Genomic DNA, 17,047 nt, shown 5'->3' on the forward strand with positions numbered 1-17,047 from the left:
TAGTACCCCCTACTTCCCTGTTAACTATAACTAAATATATCTAAACATAACTAGTTATATCTAGAATCATCATATTATGCTTTATAAAGCTTGTCAATTTTGCAATTATGGATGATATGTTAGAAGATAGATGTACTATTTGTGGAGGGTTGAGACATGACAAATTTAGAAAATGATATCTCCTATACGACCGATGAAATCGCTCAATTGTTGAAAGTGTCGAAATTAACAGTGTATGACATTATTAAAAAAGGAGAAATCCGAGCCTATCGCGTGGGACGTCAAATGCGTGTCGATGCCGTAGATTTGACAGCATATAAAGAACGACTGAAAAGCGGCGGCGAATCGGCAACGGCGCCCACGACTTCAGTGATTTCACAAGTCGCTGCTTCAGAAACGGTTACAGACAGCCACGTCATCATTAGCGGGCAAGATTTGAGTCTGGACATCGTAGCTAGTCATGTAGAAGAATCGGGACTCTATCGACCGTTGCGATCATTCTCCGGCAGCTTGAATAGCTTGATCAAGATGTATCAAGGACAAGCCGACATCGTCAGTACGCATTTATTTGACGGAGAAACCGGTGAATATAATTTGCCATATATTAAACGGCTACTTACGGGGCGCTCTTATATGGTCATCCACTTGCTAGGTAGAAAAGCTGGGTTATATGTACAAAAGAATAATCCGAAGCAACTACAGAACTGGTCAGACCTGGGACAACCAGGTGTCCGCCTTGTGAACCGCGAGAAAGGCTCAGGAGCTCGTGTTTTGCTGGATGAGCAACTACAACTCGCAGAAATTACAGCCCCTTCCATTACAGGCTATGACGACGAGGAGTTGAATCACATGGCCGTAGCGACCCGCATTGCTTCCGGTTACGCAGATGTAGGCGTCGGAATCGAAAAAACTGCCCGATTGATCGATGTGGACTTCATACCATTAATTCAGGAGCAGTATGATTTAGTGCTGATCAAAACGGCTGAAAATGAAAAGCTGCGCGAACTCATAGTAGAGACACTGAACTCCGCTTCGTTCAAAGAGCAATTGGCTGCGGTGGGTGGCTATGACTTAACGAAAACTGGAACTATTTTGTATGAAACGGTGTAGGCATAGTGGATCGATTTTATGTAACTAGTGAGGTTTCGCTCATTAATTCGTCTACGCGCTCATAGGTCATGCGTAACCGCTCTATGGCCATCTCCAACCGCTCTATCACGGTCCGTAACCGCTCATACATTTCATCAAGCGCTCTATCAACACCTGTATCCGCTCATTAGCCTCAGCATTTCGCCTATCCACACTCACCAAACACCTTCAACAAAAAAGTAACCCACCTAGTAAAAGGCGGGTTACTCTCTATCATTCTCATAATACTCTTCAAGCGAATCTGTCTCATAATACATCTCTTCCTGCGTCTCAAAGCGATTATATCGCATCGTGAACAGATAAAATACATGAGTCGCAACGACTTTCAGCAGCGCATACGCGGGAATCCCGAGAATCACCCCAGCGACGCCGAACAGCGAGCCGGCCGTCAGTAAAACAAATATAATCGTGATTGGGTGGATATGCAGCGACTTCCCCATGATTTGAGGCGAAATAAATTTCCCTTCGATCACTTGCACAATCGTCCACACAATCGCCAGCTTCACGAGCATGAATGGCGACGTGACCATCGCAATAATAGCCGCTGGCGTGATCGCAATCACCGGTCCCAGATATGGCACGATACTCGTGAACATCGCAAGTACTCCGAGCAGCAATGCATACTTCATTTCAATAATCAGGAAGCCAATTGATACCATGATCCCAATCGCAATCGCAACTAAAATCTGACCTTGAATATACGCACTGATTTGTCTATCCGCATCGCGGAAGATGATCGCTGCATCGTCACGTAAACGTGGGGGCAACATACGCAAAATCGTTTGTGGTAACTTCTCACCGTCCTTCAGTAAATAAAACAGAATGAGCGGCACGGTGACAATGCTCAAGATAATTCCAGTAAGCGCGGAAACGAATGACGTCAAGCCTGATGCGATACCACCTATCGTCTCCGTGAAGAATTTGCCGATGCTTTCAAAACCGGAGTCAAGGAACGTATTGACGTTAAAGTTGAATCCTTGATAAATCGGAGCAAAAATGGAGTTCTTGAAAAAATTATCCATGTCCAAAATCAACTGTTTAAAGTACTGAGGAAATTCATCGAATAAATTGATCGACTGCAAACGTAGGAACGGTAACACTAAGAAAATTACTAATGTTAGTAACCCAGCAGTTGCCAGTAAAAGGATCAAAATCCCATAGACGCGTGGTATGCGTAAACGCTCTTCTAAAAACCGAAGAATCGGACGCATTAAGTAGTATAAAATGGTCGCAAGTACTACCGGCAAAACGACAGTCGAGAAAAATACTTGAATTGGATAGAAAATAAATGAAACTTGAGTGAAGACCAAGATGATCAATCCAATGAACAATAAACAAAGCAGTACAAACAATGTAGATTGACCACCGAGAAATCCGACAATTGGTGATGTAGAAGGAATAGACCAGAAATCTCGTAAAGAAGGCTTTTTTGGTGGCTGCCTCAACGTTTCACTCCCCCTTTATTCGATCCGTTAGGGTGTTGCTAAAAATGAACGGATCGCTTCTCTGTTTTTATCTAAATCAATATCGATTACAGATCCTGCATGGCTGTATGAAGTAAAGGAGTAACTGCCCTCAACTGGAATACGTAATGTCTGCAGATCCAGTTTACGTTTTGCGATAACTGTCAGCACTTTTGTTAGCTCGTCCTTCGTAGTTAAATCCGTTTCAATGAAGTTATCGAGTGCGCCGGCTACTTTCGGTGCTTGCATAACAGTGGACACGCTAAATAGCTCGTCCTTCACTGCTTGTATCACTTCCTGCTGGCGGTTGACCCGACCGAAGTCGCCTTCATCGTCTGCGCGGAATCGTGCATAACCGAGTAACTCTTTACCGTTCAACCGCTGTACGCCCGGTTTTAGCGTAACACCAATTTTCTCAGACATTTCATTCTTTACATTCATTTCGAGGCCTTTCGGAAACGCAATATCCATGATCGACTCGAAATTATTAAAATCGACGACTGCGTAGTGATGAATCGGGATATTGAACATCCCCGAAATCGTTTCTTTCGCCGTTTGTACTCCGCCTAAGTAGTATGCGGTATTAAGCTTGTACGACTGGTACCCTGGAATTTGTGCGTAAATATCCCGCATGAATGAAATTAAATGCGCAGTACCAGCGGTTTGATCCCAAGACAGCACCATCATCGTATCGGTGCGATATTTTCCAGTGCCATCATTGTCGATGCCAAGCAATAAATAATTTTCCGTCGTCGGATCTTGCGGACTCAGCAAATCACCTTGAAACTCTCCTGGATTAATCTTACTGCCTGCCGTCATAGCCTTACCTTGTTTATATTGAAAGTAACTATACGCTGAGGTCGTTACCGTGAAAAGCAATAGTACTGTCATAAAAACTCTGCCAACGCGTAATTTACGCTTCTTTTTTCTGCGATGCGGCTGTTGTTCGTCGAAGTGTTCTTCCATGTGGCATTCATTCCTCCATTATCCGTGTGTATCCTGTTAATCAGGACGTTTCTGTTCACAAGGGGTTGCGTCCAGTTACGAGCTTTGCTTGGCGGACCGACCTATTTGCAACGCTAGCACTAGCATAGCCACAAATAAAACAAGAAATACGAACAATGTCACGTAATGATTTTCAGTATAGTCATATAAGGAAGCGATCAGTAACGGCAAAATCCCTCCGATGATGAAACCACCTGTCTGCATCATAGCAGTCCATGAATTCGTTTCTTCGGCAGTATCCGTCGCGTCCATCGGCATCAACAAGCAAATCGGGAATAATCCACCGAGCGGAATCCCCATGACGAGAACTCCAATGGCAAACCACAGCGGATCAGCTGTCCACATTAACCCAATTGAGACAATACCGAGTGCAAGAATTACAACAAGTGCCGGCGTTCTGCTAGCAAACTTCTGTAAAACAATAGGAAAGCCTATATTCATAAAAATTTGCACGATTGTCATTCCACTTAGCAATGTCCCAGCTTGTAGAAGCGTCATGCCGTGCGATACCGCAATAGGAACGAGATACGTCAAAACAGAAAAGAATAATGCGGTCTGTAAACCAAAGAAGATCAGGAAGCTCCATGCCTGTTTACTGCGCCAAGGGTTCTTCCTTTTTTGCGCGGGTTGCTCTGTTATTTGCTTCACTTCAATCGGATGTGCAGCCGTAACTGCCCATGCAATAATGCCAAGAATTGCAATGACGGCCCAAACAGCAAGTGCAAATGAGTAGGAATGAACTTTTACATAAAAGACACCTGTCAATCCAGTACTCAGCGTCGCCCCCATGCCCATGCCGAATGAATAAATTCCGACGACTACAGCAACATGCATCGGGAAGTATTGTTTGATCAGTGCGGATAATAGCGGACCAATGACAGCAATGGCCACACCTGAGATGAAAGCTGTCAGTAATAACACACTGAACGACGTGACAGAATAACGCATGCCGGTTGCTACAGCGAGTAACAACAACATCCAGTACATCGTTTTATTCAAGCCGATTGCTTTATTCAGTATCGGCGCTAGCATCGCGAAGACGCCCATGCAGATAACCGGAATAACAGTCAGTAGACTTACTTGAGTGTTCGACAACAACAAATCATCACGGATGATGTTTAGCATCGGCCCGATGGACGTAATTGCCGGCCGTAAGTTGAGCGCGACTATAAAGATCGCAAATAATAATAGACCTTGACTAGTTTTAGAGCGCAATCCAAAGACTCCTTTTGTATAGGATACGTATAGAACATCTACCGTCATTATATCGTAAAACGAATTTGTAAACAGTACTAGTTCAAACATTCCATTTCACGTAATTTTAATGTATACTAGGAACATTGTGAAATTAGGAGGATATTATTTATGTTAGCAGTTAGTAATTTAAGTCTTCGCTTCGGCGATCGCAAGCTATTCGAAGATGTCAATATACAGTTCAATCCAGGCAATTGCTATGGATTAATTGGAGCGAACGGCGCTGGTAAATCAACATTTGTTAAAATTGTGTCAGGCGAACTTGAACCCCAAACAGGTAATGTTATTCTCGGAAAAGATGAACGTTTGGCTGTCCTGAAGCAGAACCACTTCGAGTATGAAGAGTTCGTAGTAATGGATCTAGTCATCATGGGTCATAAAGAGCTATATGAAGTCATGAAAGAAAAAGACGCGATTTATATGAAAGAAGACTTCTCTGATGAAGACGGTATGCGTGCAGCTGAACTCGAAGGTGAATTCGCAGAGATGAACGGATGGGAAGCGGAATCTGAAGCTTCTGTACTTCTTCAAGGTCTTGGTGTTCCTGAAAGTATGCATCACGCGACGATGGCAGAGCTTGACGGTTCAAGCAAAGTAAAAGTATTGCTTGCACAAGCTTTGTTTGGCAAACCAGACGTACTACTACTAGATGAGCCGACAAACAACTTGGATCTTAAAGCAATCCAGTGGCTTGAAGAATTCTTGATCAACTTTGAAAACACTGTCGTAGTCGTTTCACACGACCGTCATTTCTTGAATAAAGTATGTACACACATCGCCGATCTTGACTTTGGTAAAATCCAGATCTACGCGGGTAACTATGACTTCTGGTACGAATCAAGTCAATTAGCTTTGAAACTGTCCCAAGAATCAAACAAGAAAAAAGAAGAAAAAGTAAAAGAATTACAAGCGTTTATCGCGCGTTTCAGTGCTAACGCATCGAAATCCAAACAAGCAACGTCTCGTAAAAAGACATTGGATAAAATCGAGTTGGATGATATCAAGCCTTCTTCACGCCGTTATCCATTCGTTAACTTTACAATCGGCCGCGAAATTGGTAACGATGTCTTGACGATCAAAGATGTCACAAAAACGGTTGATGGCAAAACATTTATTAAAGATGCGACCTTTACACTCAATAAAGATGATAAAGTCGTATTGATCGGTAACCCACTTGCAAAATCTGCTTTACTCGATATGTTAGCTGAAGAAACAGAGCCGGATACAGGAGTAATCAAATGGGGCGTGACGACAACTCGTGCCTACTTCCCTATGGATAACTCGAAGTATTTCGAAGGTTCCGAGCCGACATTAGTTGAATGGCTTCGTCAATACTCTCCTGAAGATGAAACGGAAACATTCTTGCGTGGATTCCTCGGACGTATGCTATTCTCAGGTGAAGAAGTAAAGAAAAAGCCGAACGTCTTATCAGGTGGAGAAAAAGTTCGCTGTATGTTATCGAAAATGATGCTGACAAGCGCAAACGTTCTTCTTCTAGACGAGCCAACAAACCACTTGGACTTGGAATCTATCCAAGCACTTAACAATGGTTTGATCGCGTTTAAGGGCGCTATGATCTTCACATCTCATGACCACCAGTTCATCCAAACAATTGCTAATCGTGTAATCGAAATCAATGATGATGGAACAATCTTTGATAAGATGATGACATATGATGAGTATTTGGAATGGAAAGGTCAGAAAGCTTAATTCGTAGTGGATATAGTGACTCCCCTAGAAGGTAAAACTTCTAGGGGAGTTTTTTGCACTTATACGAATACATGATGTATAAAAGCCGTCGATTTGCTAGCGACATAAACTTGATTTGCTAAAATATTAGCCATCACGACTTCACATATTATTGTCTCTTTTGCGAATAATTGTCTTGCAGTGCTCTCTTTAGTAAAGAGATAGATCGATCAATCTCGAACTTTATAGTATCTTTATAAGCTTTCACTTTCTCCTTGTCCCCAATGCGGTAAATGTAAAGCGTCTGCATCTCCGTCCCTTGCTTATGGATTGGATGTCTGACGATTAATCCATCGTTGAGTAAATCATGGAGAGATTTGTATACTTCAGACTTAGTTGGACGATAACCTAGGTCCCTAAAATGATCTTGAAGGTCATCTAACATCTGTAAACCATACAAGTTCCCTTCTTCTGCCTTGTTGAGCATGTAGAGCTTCAAAAAAGCTCTTTGACGAATGACGAAAGTACTCTTCATTGATCTTTCCCCCCTTGATTGCTGTACGTGCGTTATGCATAGTATACCAAATAATGAGATGCGAGTATTATTATAGCATATAGGGATTATTTGGAACCAGGTTTTGTTAGAACTATATAATATGTTTATAGATGGATTAATTTGGAGGTTAGTAAATTAGCCCTATAATTTGAGAGTCGATATCTCCATTTCTATATTCAAAAATATTTATAAAATTAAATGTTTTTTTGCTAGAATTCATTTGTCGAAAGAAATCTTTAGCTTAGAAATCAAATGAAATGTAAAGTATATTTTAAGTGTTGTCCCACCCCAAAAATTAAATTGAATCCTGAGCCGTTTACTCTGACCTATTTTTATACTCTACGAATAGATTCCACTATGAAGGGAATAACACAAAGTAAAAGGAGGTTTTTCATTATGAAACGCAATTTATGGTTTCTAATGGCTGCACTGCTTCTCGTGCTCGCTGGATGCTCAAACAAGCCTACTACGTCGATGGATGGTAAGACTGACTCTTCAGAGACAAATCAAAAAGGGACGGACACTGACAAGTCAGAACAGCAAAATGGCAACGAGGATGCTAATTTAACCGACGTATCTCTCTTGGATTACTTTCTTCCTGACGGCTCCAGCGCGCATTATAAAGGTGTCGGTAATGAATTTGCTGAGCTAGATATCACTGTTGCACGACCTGCACAAGATTATGTCGTGATACACGAAAACAACGGTGGTGCATTCGTTCAAAAAGTATTTAAAGTGGATGGAGATGAAATTCAAGTATTGCAAGAGGAACATATCGAATTGGATGCTGGAGTCCCAACGACAGCTGAGCTAGAGTCCATGAATCCGGTCCGTACGTATTTGAAAGGTCCTATCGAAGTAGGGACAACATTTGATGACTGGAAGATTGTCGAGATGAATGCCTCAGTGGAAACGCCTTATCAGCAATTTGAAGATGCGGTCGTAATGGAGCAGGCTGGAAATGACTTTGTGAACAGGATCTATCTCGTGAAGGATTTCGGAGAAGTTAAACGTGAATCGGTGATGCCGATGGAAGGCGAAGAAGAATTCGTTGTCACGTCTAGCCTAGAAACAGTGACACAACCTTGATTTTTTGCAAACAAAAAGGCGCCACACTAGGCGCCTTTTTAAGTGGTTTAGATTTTAACAACGTTAGCTGCTTGTAGACCACGGTTACCTTCGACTACTTCAAATTCAACCTGCTGACCTTCGTCAAGAGATTTGAATCCTTCGCCTTGGATTGCTGAGAAGTGTACAAAGATGTCTTCTTCTCCGTCAACTTCGATAAAACCGAAGCCCTTTTCTGAGTTAAACCATTTCACTGTACCTTGTTTCATTCGATTACCTCCAAAAAAATATAAATACTTTAATACACGAACCTTAACATACAAAAAAATTCACGTATTACAAAAGTTGCCGACGTCGCCGATCCCTTTTGTAATAGGTGAATCTCTTAGCATACGGTCGTTCGATTGATTTACTTACGTCTAGTATAACATACTGGGCTTCTTTGTCAATTGAATAAATACATTTTTACAGAATGTTCTTACGATATGTTTGGTTCTCCGTCTACTAACACAATGATGCCGTGATACAATTGTAAATCTCCCTCACAGCCTTCGCAATAGTGTTTTTCCGAAGTCGACCAAAATGCATGGAAGCAGCCTTTACGAACTTCATAATGCTCGAAATACGGTTCCATCTTCCCGATCACTTCTTTAATATATGATTCTGTGTCGATTATATTCGTAAATGTTTTGGATGAAACGGAGTAGTCTCTCCACTCTTCAAACATCCACCACGGCTCAAAGTCCGCCTTCATGTATACCACTTCATACATTCAGTAAGCACCCCTTTATCTTTCGCTATGCAGGAATGATATTCATTCTAGCAAATTCAACTCGCTTATCAAAGTAAATTGATTCATGTGGCGTAATATATGAGTTTTCGGCGGTTTTCGGCTATAATTGATATAGGCTCCAGTAACCTTACTATCTACACGATAAATGAAACCTTTTCGCTGTTAATCCGTAAGTATTATATAGAGTCAGAATGGAAGGCGGCCTGAACCATCATGAATAATATAAAAAATTTCTTCACACGACATGTAATTATGGCTCCGACTAGTTTCCTGACATGGGCTCTCCTAATAGGCGGTACAAGCATGAACTTTTTCATAAGCTCCGCGATCGGGATCGCACTGTATGCAGGAGGCAACGTAGGAATTAAAGAACTGCAGTTACGCTCCACACTAAAAAAATTCGGGATGGCGCGCTCTGAATATAAACATATTGAACAACAAGTGAATGAATCTAAACGGAAGCTAAAACAACTCGGAAGTATGTACGGACAAGTTCGTTCAATACAGGCATTCAGACAAGTATACGATATGTCTTCGATGGCTCGACGCATCATTAAGATCGTCCAGTCCAATCCAAGAAAGTTCTATCAAGTCGAAAGCTTTTTCTATGCTCATCTTGATTCTGTCGTTGAATTAACATCAAAGTACAGCCTACTCGTTAATCAACCATTAAAAGACCAAGATATCAAAGTCGCGTTACAACATACACGCGAAACATTGTCCGATTTGAGCCTCGAAATGGAACGAGATCTACGCAACGCTGTATCAACTGATTTGGAACAGCTCCGTATGGAAATTGATTACGTCGATATTACACTCAAGAGAGACAAACCGTTGCTTGAATCGAAAGGAGAACACTCTAATGACAGATAAAAACGTACTACAAGAAAAAACAATGGATGACCTACTCGACAATCCATTTGATATGGATGCTAGCTTGCTTCCGAAAGAGATGGAAAATTCGCTGGCAGACACAGCAGCACCCGCTAAATTGATCGACCGATTAACACCTGAAGAACAAGACAAAGCAAGACAATTGGCTTCACAAATTCCTGTTGGTAATTACGAAGCTGTCATTTCTTACGGTGCTAATGCACAAAATGAACTATCCAACTTTTCACACAAAATGCTTGATCATGTACAAAGCAAAGACATCGGCCCTGTCGGTGAGGTACTGAATGAATTAATGGCTAAACTATCCGAAATTGATACAGACGATTTATCGGATAAAAAGAAATCAGGTCTTAGTCGTTTATTTAACAAGGCGACTCGCCCGATTAAAGAAATTATGACTAAATACGAAAAACTCGGCACACAAGTCGATAAAATAAGCGTTCAACTAGAACACTCCAAGCGCGGTTTAATGGATGACGTCCGCATGCTAGATAATTTGTATGAACAAAATAAAACCTACTTCCAAGCACTGAACGTTTACATCGCAGCTGCGGAATTAAAGATCCATGAAATCAATAGTACAATCATTCCTGAACTGCATAAAAAAGCACAGCAGTCAGACGATCAAATGATGGTCCAAGAAGTCAACGATATGGCACAATTTGTTGATCGTTTAGAAAAACGCCTATACGACTTGCAACTATCCCGTCAAATCACGATTCAAAGTGCTCCACAGATTCGCATGATCCAGCAAACGAACCAAACGTTGGCAGAGAAAATTCAGGCATCCATCATGACGGCGATTCCCCTATGGAAGAACCAGATTGCAATTGCCCTGACGCTAAACCGTCAACAAAAGGCTGTGGAGTCACAGAAGCTTGTCACTAAGACTACGAACGACTTGTTGCTTCGTAACTCCGAAATGTTGAAAGTGAATAGTATTGAAACCGCAAAAGAGAACGAAAAAGGTATTATTGAAATCGATACATTGAAGACGACACAGGAGAACTTGATCCAGACGATCGAAGAAACTTTACTGATCCAAGCGGATGGCCGCGCGAAACGCAAAGCTGCTGAGACCGAGATCGCTAAAATGGAACAAGACCTCAAAACACGTTTACTCGCTGTATATGAAGAGTCACAAAACCGTCCCTCGTAAGAGAGACGGTTTTTTTGTTGTGTAAGTTCAGTATATCGGCCTAGACCGATAGAGCGGTTGCGGGCTTTGAGCGGTTACAGTCTACGATAGAGCGTTTAGTGTTATCGTATGAGCAGGTGCGGCACCTGATAGAGCGGTTGGCAGTGACTATAGAGCGAATGCGCTTGAACTATGAGCGCTTAGACGATTTAATGAGCGAAACCCGCATTGCCGTCCTCACCAGTTAATCACGTCTAAAACTTCAAACTACAACACTTCCCGCCCTACCCATCTCAAACATAAAAAAGACGATTCAATTAAGAATCGTCTCAAAATCCCTACTATACTATCTATTCACCAATCAATCACTCAAAATACGTCTTATAATACCCGCCGACCTTGCCAGAATTATCTACTACAAAGATAAATTCTTCTGTCTCGTTTTTTACTTCATACGACTTCCCTACTGTCAGCATATTACTAACCAAATACTTCGCTGCATCGGTATGCGTACACGTCACCGTCTTCAACGAAGGTTCATCCAACCATTGTAAAAATGACATACAATCTCTCCTTCCTTAAATAAAAACGACCCGCTGATTAGCGGGTCGCTTGATTTGAGTTAATTAAGAACCTAGTAGAAGGTCTTCAGGGTTTTCAAGCAACTCTTTAACCATCTTCAAGAATCCTACTGAATCTTTCCCATCAATTACACGGTGATCATAAGAAAGTGCAACATACATCATTGGGCGAATTTCGATATTGTCACCAACAGCTACTGGACGCTTCTGAATTGTATGCATACCTAAGATTCCTACTTGTGTACCGTTAAGGATTGGAGTAGACAATAGTGAACCGAATACCCCACCGTTTGTAATGGTGAATGAACCGCCTGTCATATCAGCCATTGTCAATTTGTTGTCGCGAGCTTTTTTCGCAAGTTCTCCGATAGATGCTTCGATTTCAGCAAAGCTCTTACGGTCTGCGTCTACTACGTTTGGAACAACTAGTCCGCCGTCAGTAGATACTGCGATACCGATATCGAAGTAGTTCTTCAATAGAATTTCATCGCCATCGATTTCAGCGTTAACATATGGATATTTCTTCAATGCTGCAACGACTGCTTTCGTGAAGAATGACATGAAGCCTAGACGTACATCGTTTTGCTCGAAGAATTGGTCTTTTTTGCGTGAACGAAGTTCCATCATTTTCGACATATCAATTTCATTGAATGTAGTCAGCATTGCTGTGGATTGTCTTACTTCAAGCAAACGCTTAGCGATTGTTTGACGACGACGAGTCATTTTCTGACGTGTAATACGGCCGTCATCCTTTGCTTCTGCTTTAGCAGCTGGTGCTGCAGGAGCTTTAGGTGCTGGAGCGTTGTTGTGAGCAGATACGTCTTGTGCGCGTACGCGACCCATTGGATCAACAGGTGATACGTCTGCAAGATTAATACCTTTTTCACGAGCAAGCTTGCGTGCTGCTGGGCTTGCAATCGTGCGGTCTGAAGAAGATGTTTCTTCCGCTACAGCTGCCGCCGGAGCCGGAGTTTCTTCTTTTTGCGCTGGAGCAGGTGCTGCAGCTTCAGTTGCTTGTGGAGCTTGTTGTGCCGGTGCACCTGAACCTTCCCCTACAATCGCGATAACTTGGCCAACTTCAACTGTGTCGCCTTCTGCAGCCAATAGTTCAGACAAAACGCCTGCTTCTTCTGAGATGACTTCGACGTTTACTTTATCTGTTTCCAATTCAACGATGAATTCACCTTTATCCACGTTTTCACCGGGTTGTTTTAACCATTTTGCAATTGTACCTTCTGTAATTGATTCTGCTAGTTCAGGTACTCTGATCTCTGCCACAATAAATTCCTCCTCGTAGGTATACCGTTTTATTAACGGACAAGCTACTTTGTTTAAGTAGTTTTTAAATTTAATTGTAAAGCTTCCTTACTTGTTATATCACTTTTTTAAAGCTTCTTCAATGATGCGATTTTGTTCTTTTTTATGAGAAGCGCCGTCACCTTCAGAAGGACTTGAACGCTTAATACGTCCTACATACGAAATGTTCTTACCGTCAGCTAATTTTTCTAGGAATGGATAAGCAAATGACCATGTACCCATGTTCTTCGGCTCTTCCTGAACCCATACTAAATCTTTTACTTTCGGGTAGCGTGCAACGATTTCTTTGATTTTGTCGGATGGGAATGGATATAGCTGCTCTACACGTACCACGTGCAAGTAGTCGAATCCTTCGCCGTCTTTAATCTTTTCAGCCAAGTCGATTGCCATCTTCCCGCTTGCAAACAAGATCTTTTTGACTTTTTCAGGCTTTTTCCCTGTGCCAGGTTGCTCGAGAACCGTCTTGAAGTGACCTTCCGTTAAGTCTTCAACATCCGCTCCAACTAGTGGGTGACGAAGTAAAGACTTAGGTGTAGCAATAACTAACGGACGTTCTGCTTCGCTGCCGAGAATTTTCGACTGACGACGCAATACGTGGAAGTAGTTTGCTGCGCTGGAGATATTCGCGACTGTCCAGTTGTTTTCCCCACAAAGTTGTAGGTAACGTTCAATACGTGAACTGGAGTGTTCTGGTCCTTGTCCTTCAAATGCGTGCGGCAACAATAGCACTAGGCCGGATTGCTGACCCCACTTCGAATAACTTGAAGATACGAACTGGTCGAACATAACTTGTGCCATGTTCGAGAAGTCACCGTATTGCGCTTCCCAGATCGACATCGTTTTGTCTTCTTCTAAGTTATAACCGAATTCATAACCTACGATTCCTGCTTCTGACAGTGGGCTGTTATACGCCACGAATGAAGCATTGGATCCGCTAATATGATGCAATGGAACAAGTTCTTCACCTGTTTTTTCATCATGTAATACTAAGTGACGCTGTGCAAATGTACCGCGCTGGATATCTTGTCCAGACATACGGATTGGTTTACCGTCTTGAATGATTGAACCGAATGCTAATTGCTCCGCATGTGCCCAGTCAATCTTCCCTTTACCTTTAAACGGCTCCAGGCGACGCTTCAAGATTTTATCCAATTTGTTGAAAACAGTGAATTCATCCGGGTATGTTAATAGCTCTTCGTTCATTAGGCGAAGGCGATCTTCCGCTACCCCTGTTTCAAGGTCACGTGGAAGTCCAGCTTGTACGACTTCCGGCGTTGCGTTGGAAATTTCCGGTGCGTCTGCTGATTGTTCTTTTACGTGATCGTACGCTTGTTGCATCGTTGCGATCACCGACTTGTCCATTTCCTTAACCTCTTCGTCTGTTAGGAGCTTTTGCTCTACTAGACGTTGTCCGTAAAGTTCACGAACTGTTGGGTGTTTATGGATTTCGTGGTACATCACTGGATTCGTTACTAGTGGCTCATCCATTTCGTTGTGTCCGTAACGACGGTACCCAATCAAGTCGATTAGTACGTCTTTACCGAACGCCTGGCGATATTCAAATGCCAGTTTAGCAACAGCTAGTACTTCTTCTGGGTGATCTGCATTCACGTGGAATACAGGCACTTCATAGCCTTTTGCTGGATCGGATGCATAGTGTGTAGAACGGGAATCATAATATTCCGTCGTGAAGCCAATTGTATTGTTGGCGATGACGTGAACCGATCCACCTGTTCTGAAACCACGAACGCGAGAATAGTTGAATGATTCCGGAACGATACCTTGTCCAGGGAACGCAGCATCACCGTGTACTAAGATCGCGTATGCTTTATTTGTATCTTGTTGTGGAATACCTGGGTTGTCCGTGTTTTCTTGTGCAGCACGAGTTTGACCAGTAATCACCGGGTTTACCACTTCTAGGTGAGACGGGTTGTACGCAAGGAAACGATTCATCCCAGATTTACCTTTATGAAGAGCACCCATATGGTATTTCACGTCGCCGAACCAGCCGCGAGTTACTTCAAGAGATCCGTCTTTTGGCAAGAACGGTGAAGCAGGTACGCCTGCGAATTCTGCAAACATCATTTCGTATGGTTTGTTTAAGTTGTGCGTCAATACATTCAGACGTCCGCGGTGAGCCATGCCAATTAGCACTTTTTCCATTTGCGCATCTTCGGATAGACGCATTAATTCATCAATTAAGACGACTAATGTGTCTACACCTTCGATAGAGAAACGTTTTGCTCCAACGAATGTACGGTGAATGAATTTTTCAAAGCCTTCAATTTTCGTCAAACGCTCAAGAAGTTGTTTTTTCTCGTCTCCTTGCATTTTTGACTGTACGTCGCCGTTTTCAATTTTTGATTGAATCCAGTTACGCTCTGTTTCATCGATCAAGTGAGAGAATTCGTATGCAATGGAGCCTGTATAAAGAGACTTTAAATAATTCATTGCATCTAATCCGTTTTCAACTGTCGCTGGAACATTTTTCAAGAACAAAGTTGCTGGCAATCCGACCAGATCGCTTTCTGTCAATCCATGATAGGACAGTTCAAGACGTGATGTATCTTTAGGTCGATCGTTTAATGGATAAATGTCTGCTGCAAGATGTCCATAAGAACGAATAGCTTCAAGTAAAGAATAAACGGCAAGAACTTTACGCAAATCCGTTTGGGAACCTTGCGCTATAACTGCCTCTTGACCTGACTCATCCATCTGAGGCGCACCAAAATTCCTGAATAGCTCTGCTAAATCAGGATCTACTGCATCTTGATCTGTTTTGAACAGATCGTACATTTCCATTACATACCCAAGGTTTGGACCCGAAAAATTAGCATACGGGGAACGATGGGAATCCACATTGTTCGACATGTAATATGACCTCCACATTTGCCAAATGGCTTGTTGTGTTTATTTTCACTACTTCTACATAATAATAGCACGCAAACCTTAGAACTGAAAGGGATTAATCCTAATATGCGTAGTTTTCTGCAAAGTTCTTAAAAATATATTAAATAATACTGAAAACTACGTCTCTTAGGCACTTCACGTACATTCTCATTTTTGGAACGACAAAATCAATTCTGCCATCTTTTCAGGTGTCTTCGGTTCTGTCGTCTTTTCAATATTCGACAGCAATCGAGCTTTTTCCTTCATGAGTCTATCAAATTGTTCTGTAACAGACTGCACTTCGAATTGTTCTTCTTCTATTTGTAATGCCAGCCCTTTGGAAGCAAAGTATTTCGCATTCAATATTTGATCGCCCCGACTCTTTGACGCTGCAAGCGGAACAAGCAACATCGGCTTATGGATCGCAAGCAATTCGAAAATCGCATTCGACCCCGCACGCGAAATCGCATAATCAGCAGCTGCGAGCAGGTCGGGCAATTCATCAGTGACATATTCATACTGCACGTACCCCGCCACTGAAAGACCTTCCACCACATTCCCTTTACCACATAAATGAATGATCTGATACTTCTTAAGTAAGTCGGGCAGTTCATTACGCACCGCTTCATTCAACACGGCAGAGCCTTGACTACCTCCCATAATAATAAATACCGGCTTTTCGGAATTCAAACCCGTTCTGCGCAATCCTTCTTCTCGATCACCCATAAACAGCTCTGGTCGAATAATTGGACCCGTACACATAGATTTCGCTGTCGGCACGTACTGCAACGTCTGTTCGAAGACCGTGAAAATTTGCGAAGAGAACGGCAATGCCAATTTATTCGCAAGACCAGGCGTGACGTCCGACTCGTGCACAACGACTGGCACGTTCGCAAGCTTAGCCGCCATCACAACAGGTACGGAAACGAATCCGCCTTTGGAAAAAATTATTTCCGGCTTTACTTTACGAAGAATAGCGAGCGCCTGTAATGTCCCAGCACCGACACGAAATGGATCCGTAAAATTCTTCATTGAGAAATAACGCCGTAACTTTCCACTTTGAATCGCATGATACACCACTTCCGGGTGACCTTCCGCGATCAGTTCCTTTTCGATTCCTTCATGGGAACCAATATAATGCACGCTATATCCTTTATCCAAAAATACAGGAATTAACGCTTGATTGACGGATACGTGTCCTGCTGTACCGCCACCTGTTAATACGACTACCGGTTGCTTCATTCTTTCCAT

Annotated in this window: 15 protein-coding genes; 5 read left to right on the forward strand and 10 right to left on the reverse strand. The window is 42.4% G+C overall.

Going from position 1 to position 17,047, the window contains the following annotated elements; genetic code table 11:
- Positions 1-156: 156 nt before the first annotated feature.
- Complete coding sequence (locus H605_RS0108465) at positions 157-1,110, forward strand: substrate-binding domain-containing protein (RefSeq protein WP_037561777.1); 954 nt, start codon at positions 157-159, stop codon at positions 1,108-1,110.
- A 242-nt stretch (positions 1,111-1,352) separates the two neighbouring features.
- Here H605_RS0108465 and H605_RS0108470 read toward each other — a convergent pair whose 3' ends face one another.
- The 3 genes from H605_RS0108470 to H605_RS0108480 all read right to left on the reverse strand — a co-directional run bounded on the left by H605_RS0108470 (position 1,353) and on the right by H605_RS0108480 (position 4,880).
- Complete coding sequence (locus tag H605_RS0108470; protein WP_037561801.1) at positions 1,353-2,549, reverse strand: AI-2E family transporter; 1,197 nt, start codon at positions 2,547-2,549, stop codon at positions 1,353-1,355.
- 72 nt (positions 2,550-2,621) lie between these two features.
- Positions 2,622-3,578: an LCP family protein gene (locus H605_RS0108475; protein WP_029053822.1), complete on the reverse strand. Its 957-nt coding sequence runs from the start codon at positions 3,576-3,578 to the stop codon at positions 2,622-2,624.
- Between the two features lie 75 nt (positions 3,579-3,653).
- Positions 3,654-4,880 carry an MFS transporter gene (locus H605_RS0108480; protein ID WP_211225429.1) on the reverse strand — a complete coding sequence of 409 codons (1,227 nt, stop codon included), beginning with the start codon at positions 4,878-4,880 and terminating at the stop codon, positions 3,654-3,656.
- Positions 4,881-4,982: 102 nt separating this feature from the next.
- Here H605_RS0108480 and H605_RS0108485 point away from each other — a divergent pair, with 102 nt between their 5' ends.
- Positions 4,983-6,581, forward strand: a complete 1,599-nt coding sequence (locus H605_RS0108485; RefSeq protein ID WP_029053824.1) for an ABC-F family ATP-binding cassette domain-containing protein — start codon at positions 4,983-4,985, stop codon at positions 6,579-6,581.
- A gap of 148 nt (positions 6,582-6,729) precedes the next feature.
- Here H605_RS0108485 and H605_RS0108490 read toward each other — a convergent pair whose 3' ends face one another.
- Positions 6,730-7,095: a helix-turn-helix domain-containing protein gene (locus tag H605_RS0108490; RefSeq protein ID WP_029053825.1), complete on the reverse strand. Its 366-nt coding sequence runs from the start codon at positions 7,093-7,095 to the stop codon at positions 6,730-6,732.
- A gap of 417 nt (positions 7,096-7,512) precedes the next feature.
- Here H605_RS0108490 and H605_RS0108495 point away from each other — a divergent pair, with 417 nt between their 5' ends.
- Positions 7,513-8,205 (forward strand): hypothetical protein, encoded by a 693-nt coding sequence (locus H605_RS0108495; protein ID WP_029053826.1) that lies wholly within the window; start codon positions 7,513-7,515, stop codon positions 8,203-8,205.
- Positions 8,206-8,252: 47 nt separating this feature from the next.
- Here H605_RS0108495 and H605_RS0108500 read toward each other — a convergent pair whose 3' ends face one another.
- Both H605_RS0108500 and H605_RS0108505 read right to left on the reverse strand, forming a co-directional pair.
- A complete protein-coding gene (locus tag H605_RS0108500; protein ID WP_029053827.1) occupies positions 8,253-8,453 on the reverse strand; it encodes a cold-shock protein in 201 nt (66 codons plus the stop codon).
- Between the two features lie 209 nt (positions 8,454-8,662).
- Positions 8,663-8,956 (reverse strand): DUF1033 family protein, encoded by a 294-nt coding sequence (locus H605_RS0108505; protein WP_029053828.1) that lies wholly within the window; start codon positions 8,954-8,956, stop codon positions 8,663-8,665.
- 324 nt (positions 8,957-9,280) lie between these two features.
- On the opposite strand from H605_RS0108505, the gene H605_RS0108510 reads away from it, so the two are divergent.
- Complete coding sequence (locus H605_RS0108510; RefSeq protein WP_232321227.1) at positions 9,281-9,850, forward strand: 5-bromo-4-chloroindolyl phosphate hydrolysis family protein; 570 nt, start codon at positions 9,281-9,283, stop codon at positions 9,848-9,850.
- Positions 9,777-11,030, forward strand: coding sequence for a toxic anion resistance protein (locus tag H605_RS0108515; RefSeq protein WP_418347000.1), 1,254 nt, complete (start codon positions 9,777-9,779; stop codon positions 11,028-11,030). The genes H605_RS0108510 and H605_RS0108515 overlap by 74 nt, the downstream gene beginning before the upstream one ends.
- Before the next feature lie 344 nt (positions 11,031-11,374).
- Here H605_RS0108515 and H605_RS0108520 read toward each other — a convergent pair whose 3' ends face one another.
- The 4 genes from H605_RS0108520 to H605_RS0108535 all read right to left on the reverse strand — a co-directional run bounded on the left by H605_RS0108520 (position 11,375) and on the right by H605_RS0108535 (position 17,038).
- Entirely contained in the window at positions 11,375-11,572 is a 198-nt protein-coding gene (locus tag H605_RS0108520) for a DUF6501 family protein (RefSeq protein WP_029053831.1), read from the reverse strand.
- A 63-nt stretch (positions 11,573-11,635) separates the two neighbouring features.
- Positions 11,636-12,868 (reverse strand): 2-oxoglutarate dehydrogenase complex dihydrolipoyllysine-residue succinyltransferase, encoded by a 1,233-nt coding sequence (gene odhB / locus H605_RS0108525; protein ID WP_029053832.1) that lies wholly within the window; start codon positions 12,866-12,868, stop codon positions 11,636-11,638.
- A gap of 99 nt (positions 12,869-12,967) precedes the next feature.
- Positions 12,968-15,778 carry a 2-oxoglutarate dehydrogenase E1 component gene (locus H605_RS0108530; protein WP_029053833.1) on the reverse strand — a complete coding sequence of 937 codons (2,811 nt, stop codon included), beginning with the start codon at positions 15,776-15,778 and terminating at the stop codon, positions 12,968-12,970.
- A 186-nt stretch (positions 15,779-15,964) separates the two neighbouring features.
- Complete coding sequence (locus H605_RS0108535; protein WP_029053834.1) at positions 15,965-17,038, reverse strand: undecaprenyldiphospho-muramoylpentapeptide beta-N-acetylglucosaminyltransferase; 1,074 nt, start codon at positions 17,036-17,038, stop codon at positions 15,965-15,967.
- Positions 17,039-17,047 lie beyond the last annotated feature (9 nt).

It is taken from the genome of Sporosarcina ureae DSM 2281 (assembly GCF_000425545.1).
In the GTDB taxonomy this organism is placed as follows: domain Bacteria; phylum Bacillota; class Bacilli; order Bacillales_A; family Planococcaceae; genus Sporosarcina; species Sporosarcina ureae.

Coding starts and splice junctions, on each gene's coding strand:
- H605_RS0108465 (WP_037561777.1), top strand. CDS start 157: ATGACAAATTTAGAAAATGATATCTCCTATACGACCGATGAAATCGCT.
- H605_RS0108510 (WP_232321227.1), top strand. CDS start 9,281: ATGAACTTTTTCATAAGCTCCGCGATCGGGATCGCACTGTATGCAGGA.
- H605_RS0108520 (WP_029053831.1), bottom strand. CDS start 11,572: ATGTCATTTTTACAATGGTTGGATGAACCTTCGTTGAAGACGGTGACG.
- H605_RS0108495 (WP_029053826.1), top strand. CDS start 7,513: ATGAAACGCAATTTATGGTTTCTAATGGCTGCACTGCTTCTCGTGCTC.
- H605_RS0108485 (WP_029053824.1), top strand. CDS start 4,983: ATGTTAGCAGTTAGTAATTTAAGTCTTCGCTTCGGCGATCGCAAGCTA.
- H605_RS0108535 (WP_029053834.1), bottom strand. CDS start 17,038: ATGAAGCAACCGGTAGTCGTATTAACAGGTGGCGGTACAGCAGGACAC.
- H605_RS0108530 (WP_029053833.1), bottom strand. CDS start 15,778: ATGTCGAACAATGTGGATTCCCATCGTTCCCCGTATGCTAATTTTTCG.
- H605_RS0108490 (WP_029053825.1), bottom strand. CDS start 7,095: ATGAAGAGTACTTTCGTCATTCGTCAAAGAGCTTTTTTGAAGCTCTAC.
- H605_RS0108505 (WP_029053828.1), bottom strand. CDS start 8,956: ATGTATGAAGTGGTATACATGAAGGCGGACTTTGAGCCGTGGTGGATG.
- H605_RS0108500 (WP_029053827.1), bottom strand. CDS start 8,453: ATGAAACAAGGTACAGTGAAATGGTTTAACTCAGAAAAGGGCTTCGGT.
- H605_RS0108475 (WP_029053822.1), bottom strand. CDS start 3,578: ATGGAAGAACACTTCGACGAACAACAGCCGCATCGCAGAAAAAAGAAG.
- H605_RS0108480 (WP_211225429.1), bottom strand. CDS start 4,880: ATGACGGTAGATGTTCTATACGTATCCTATACAAAAGGAGTCTTTGGA.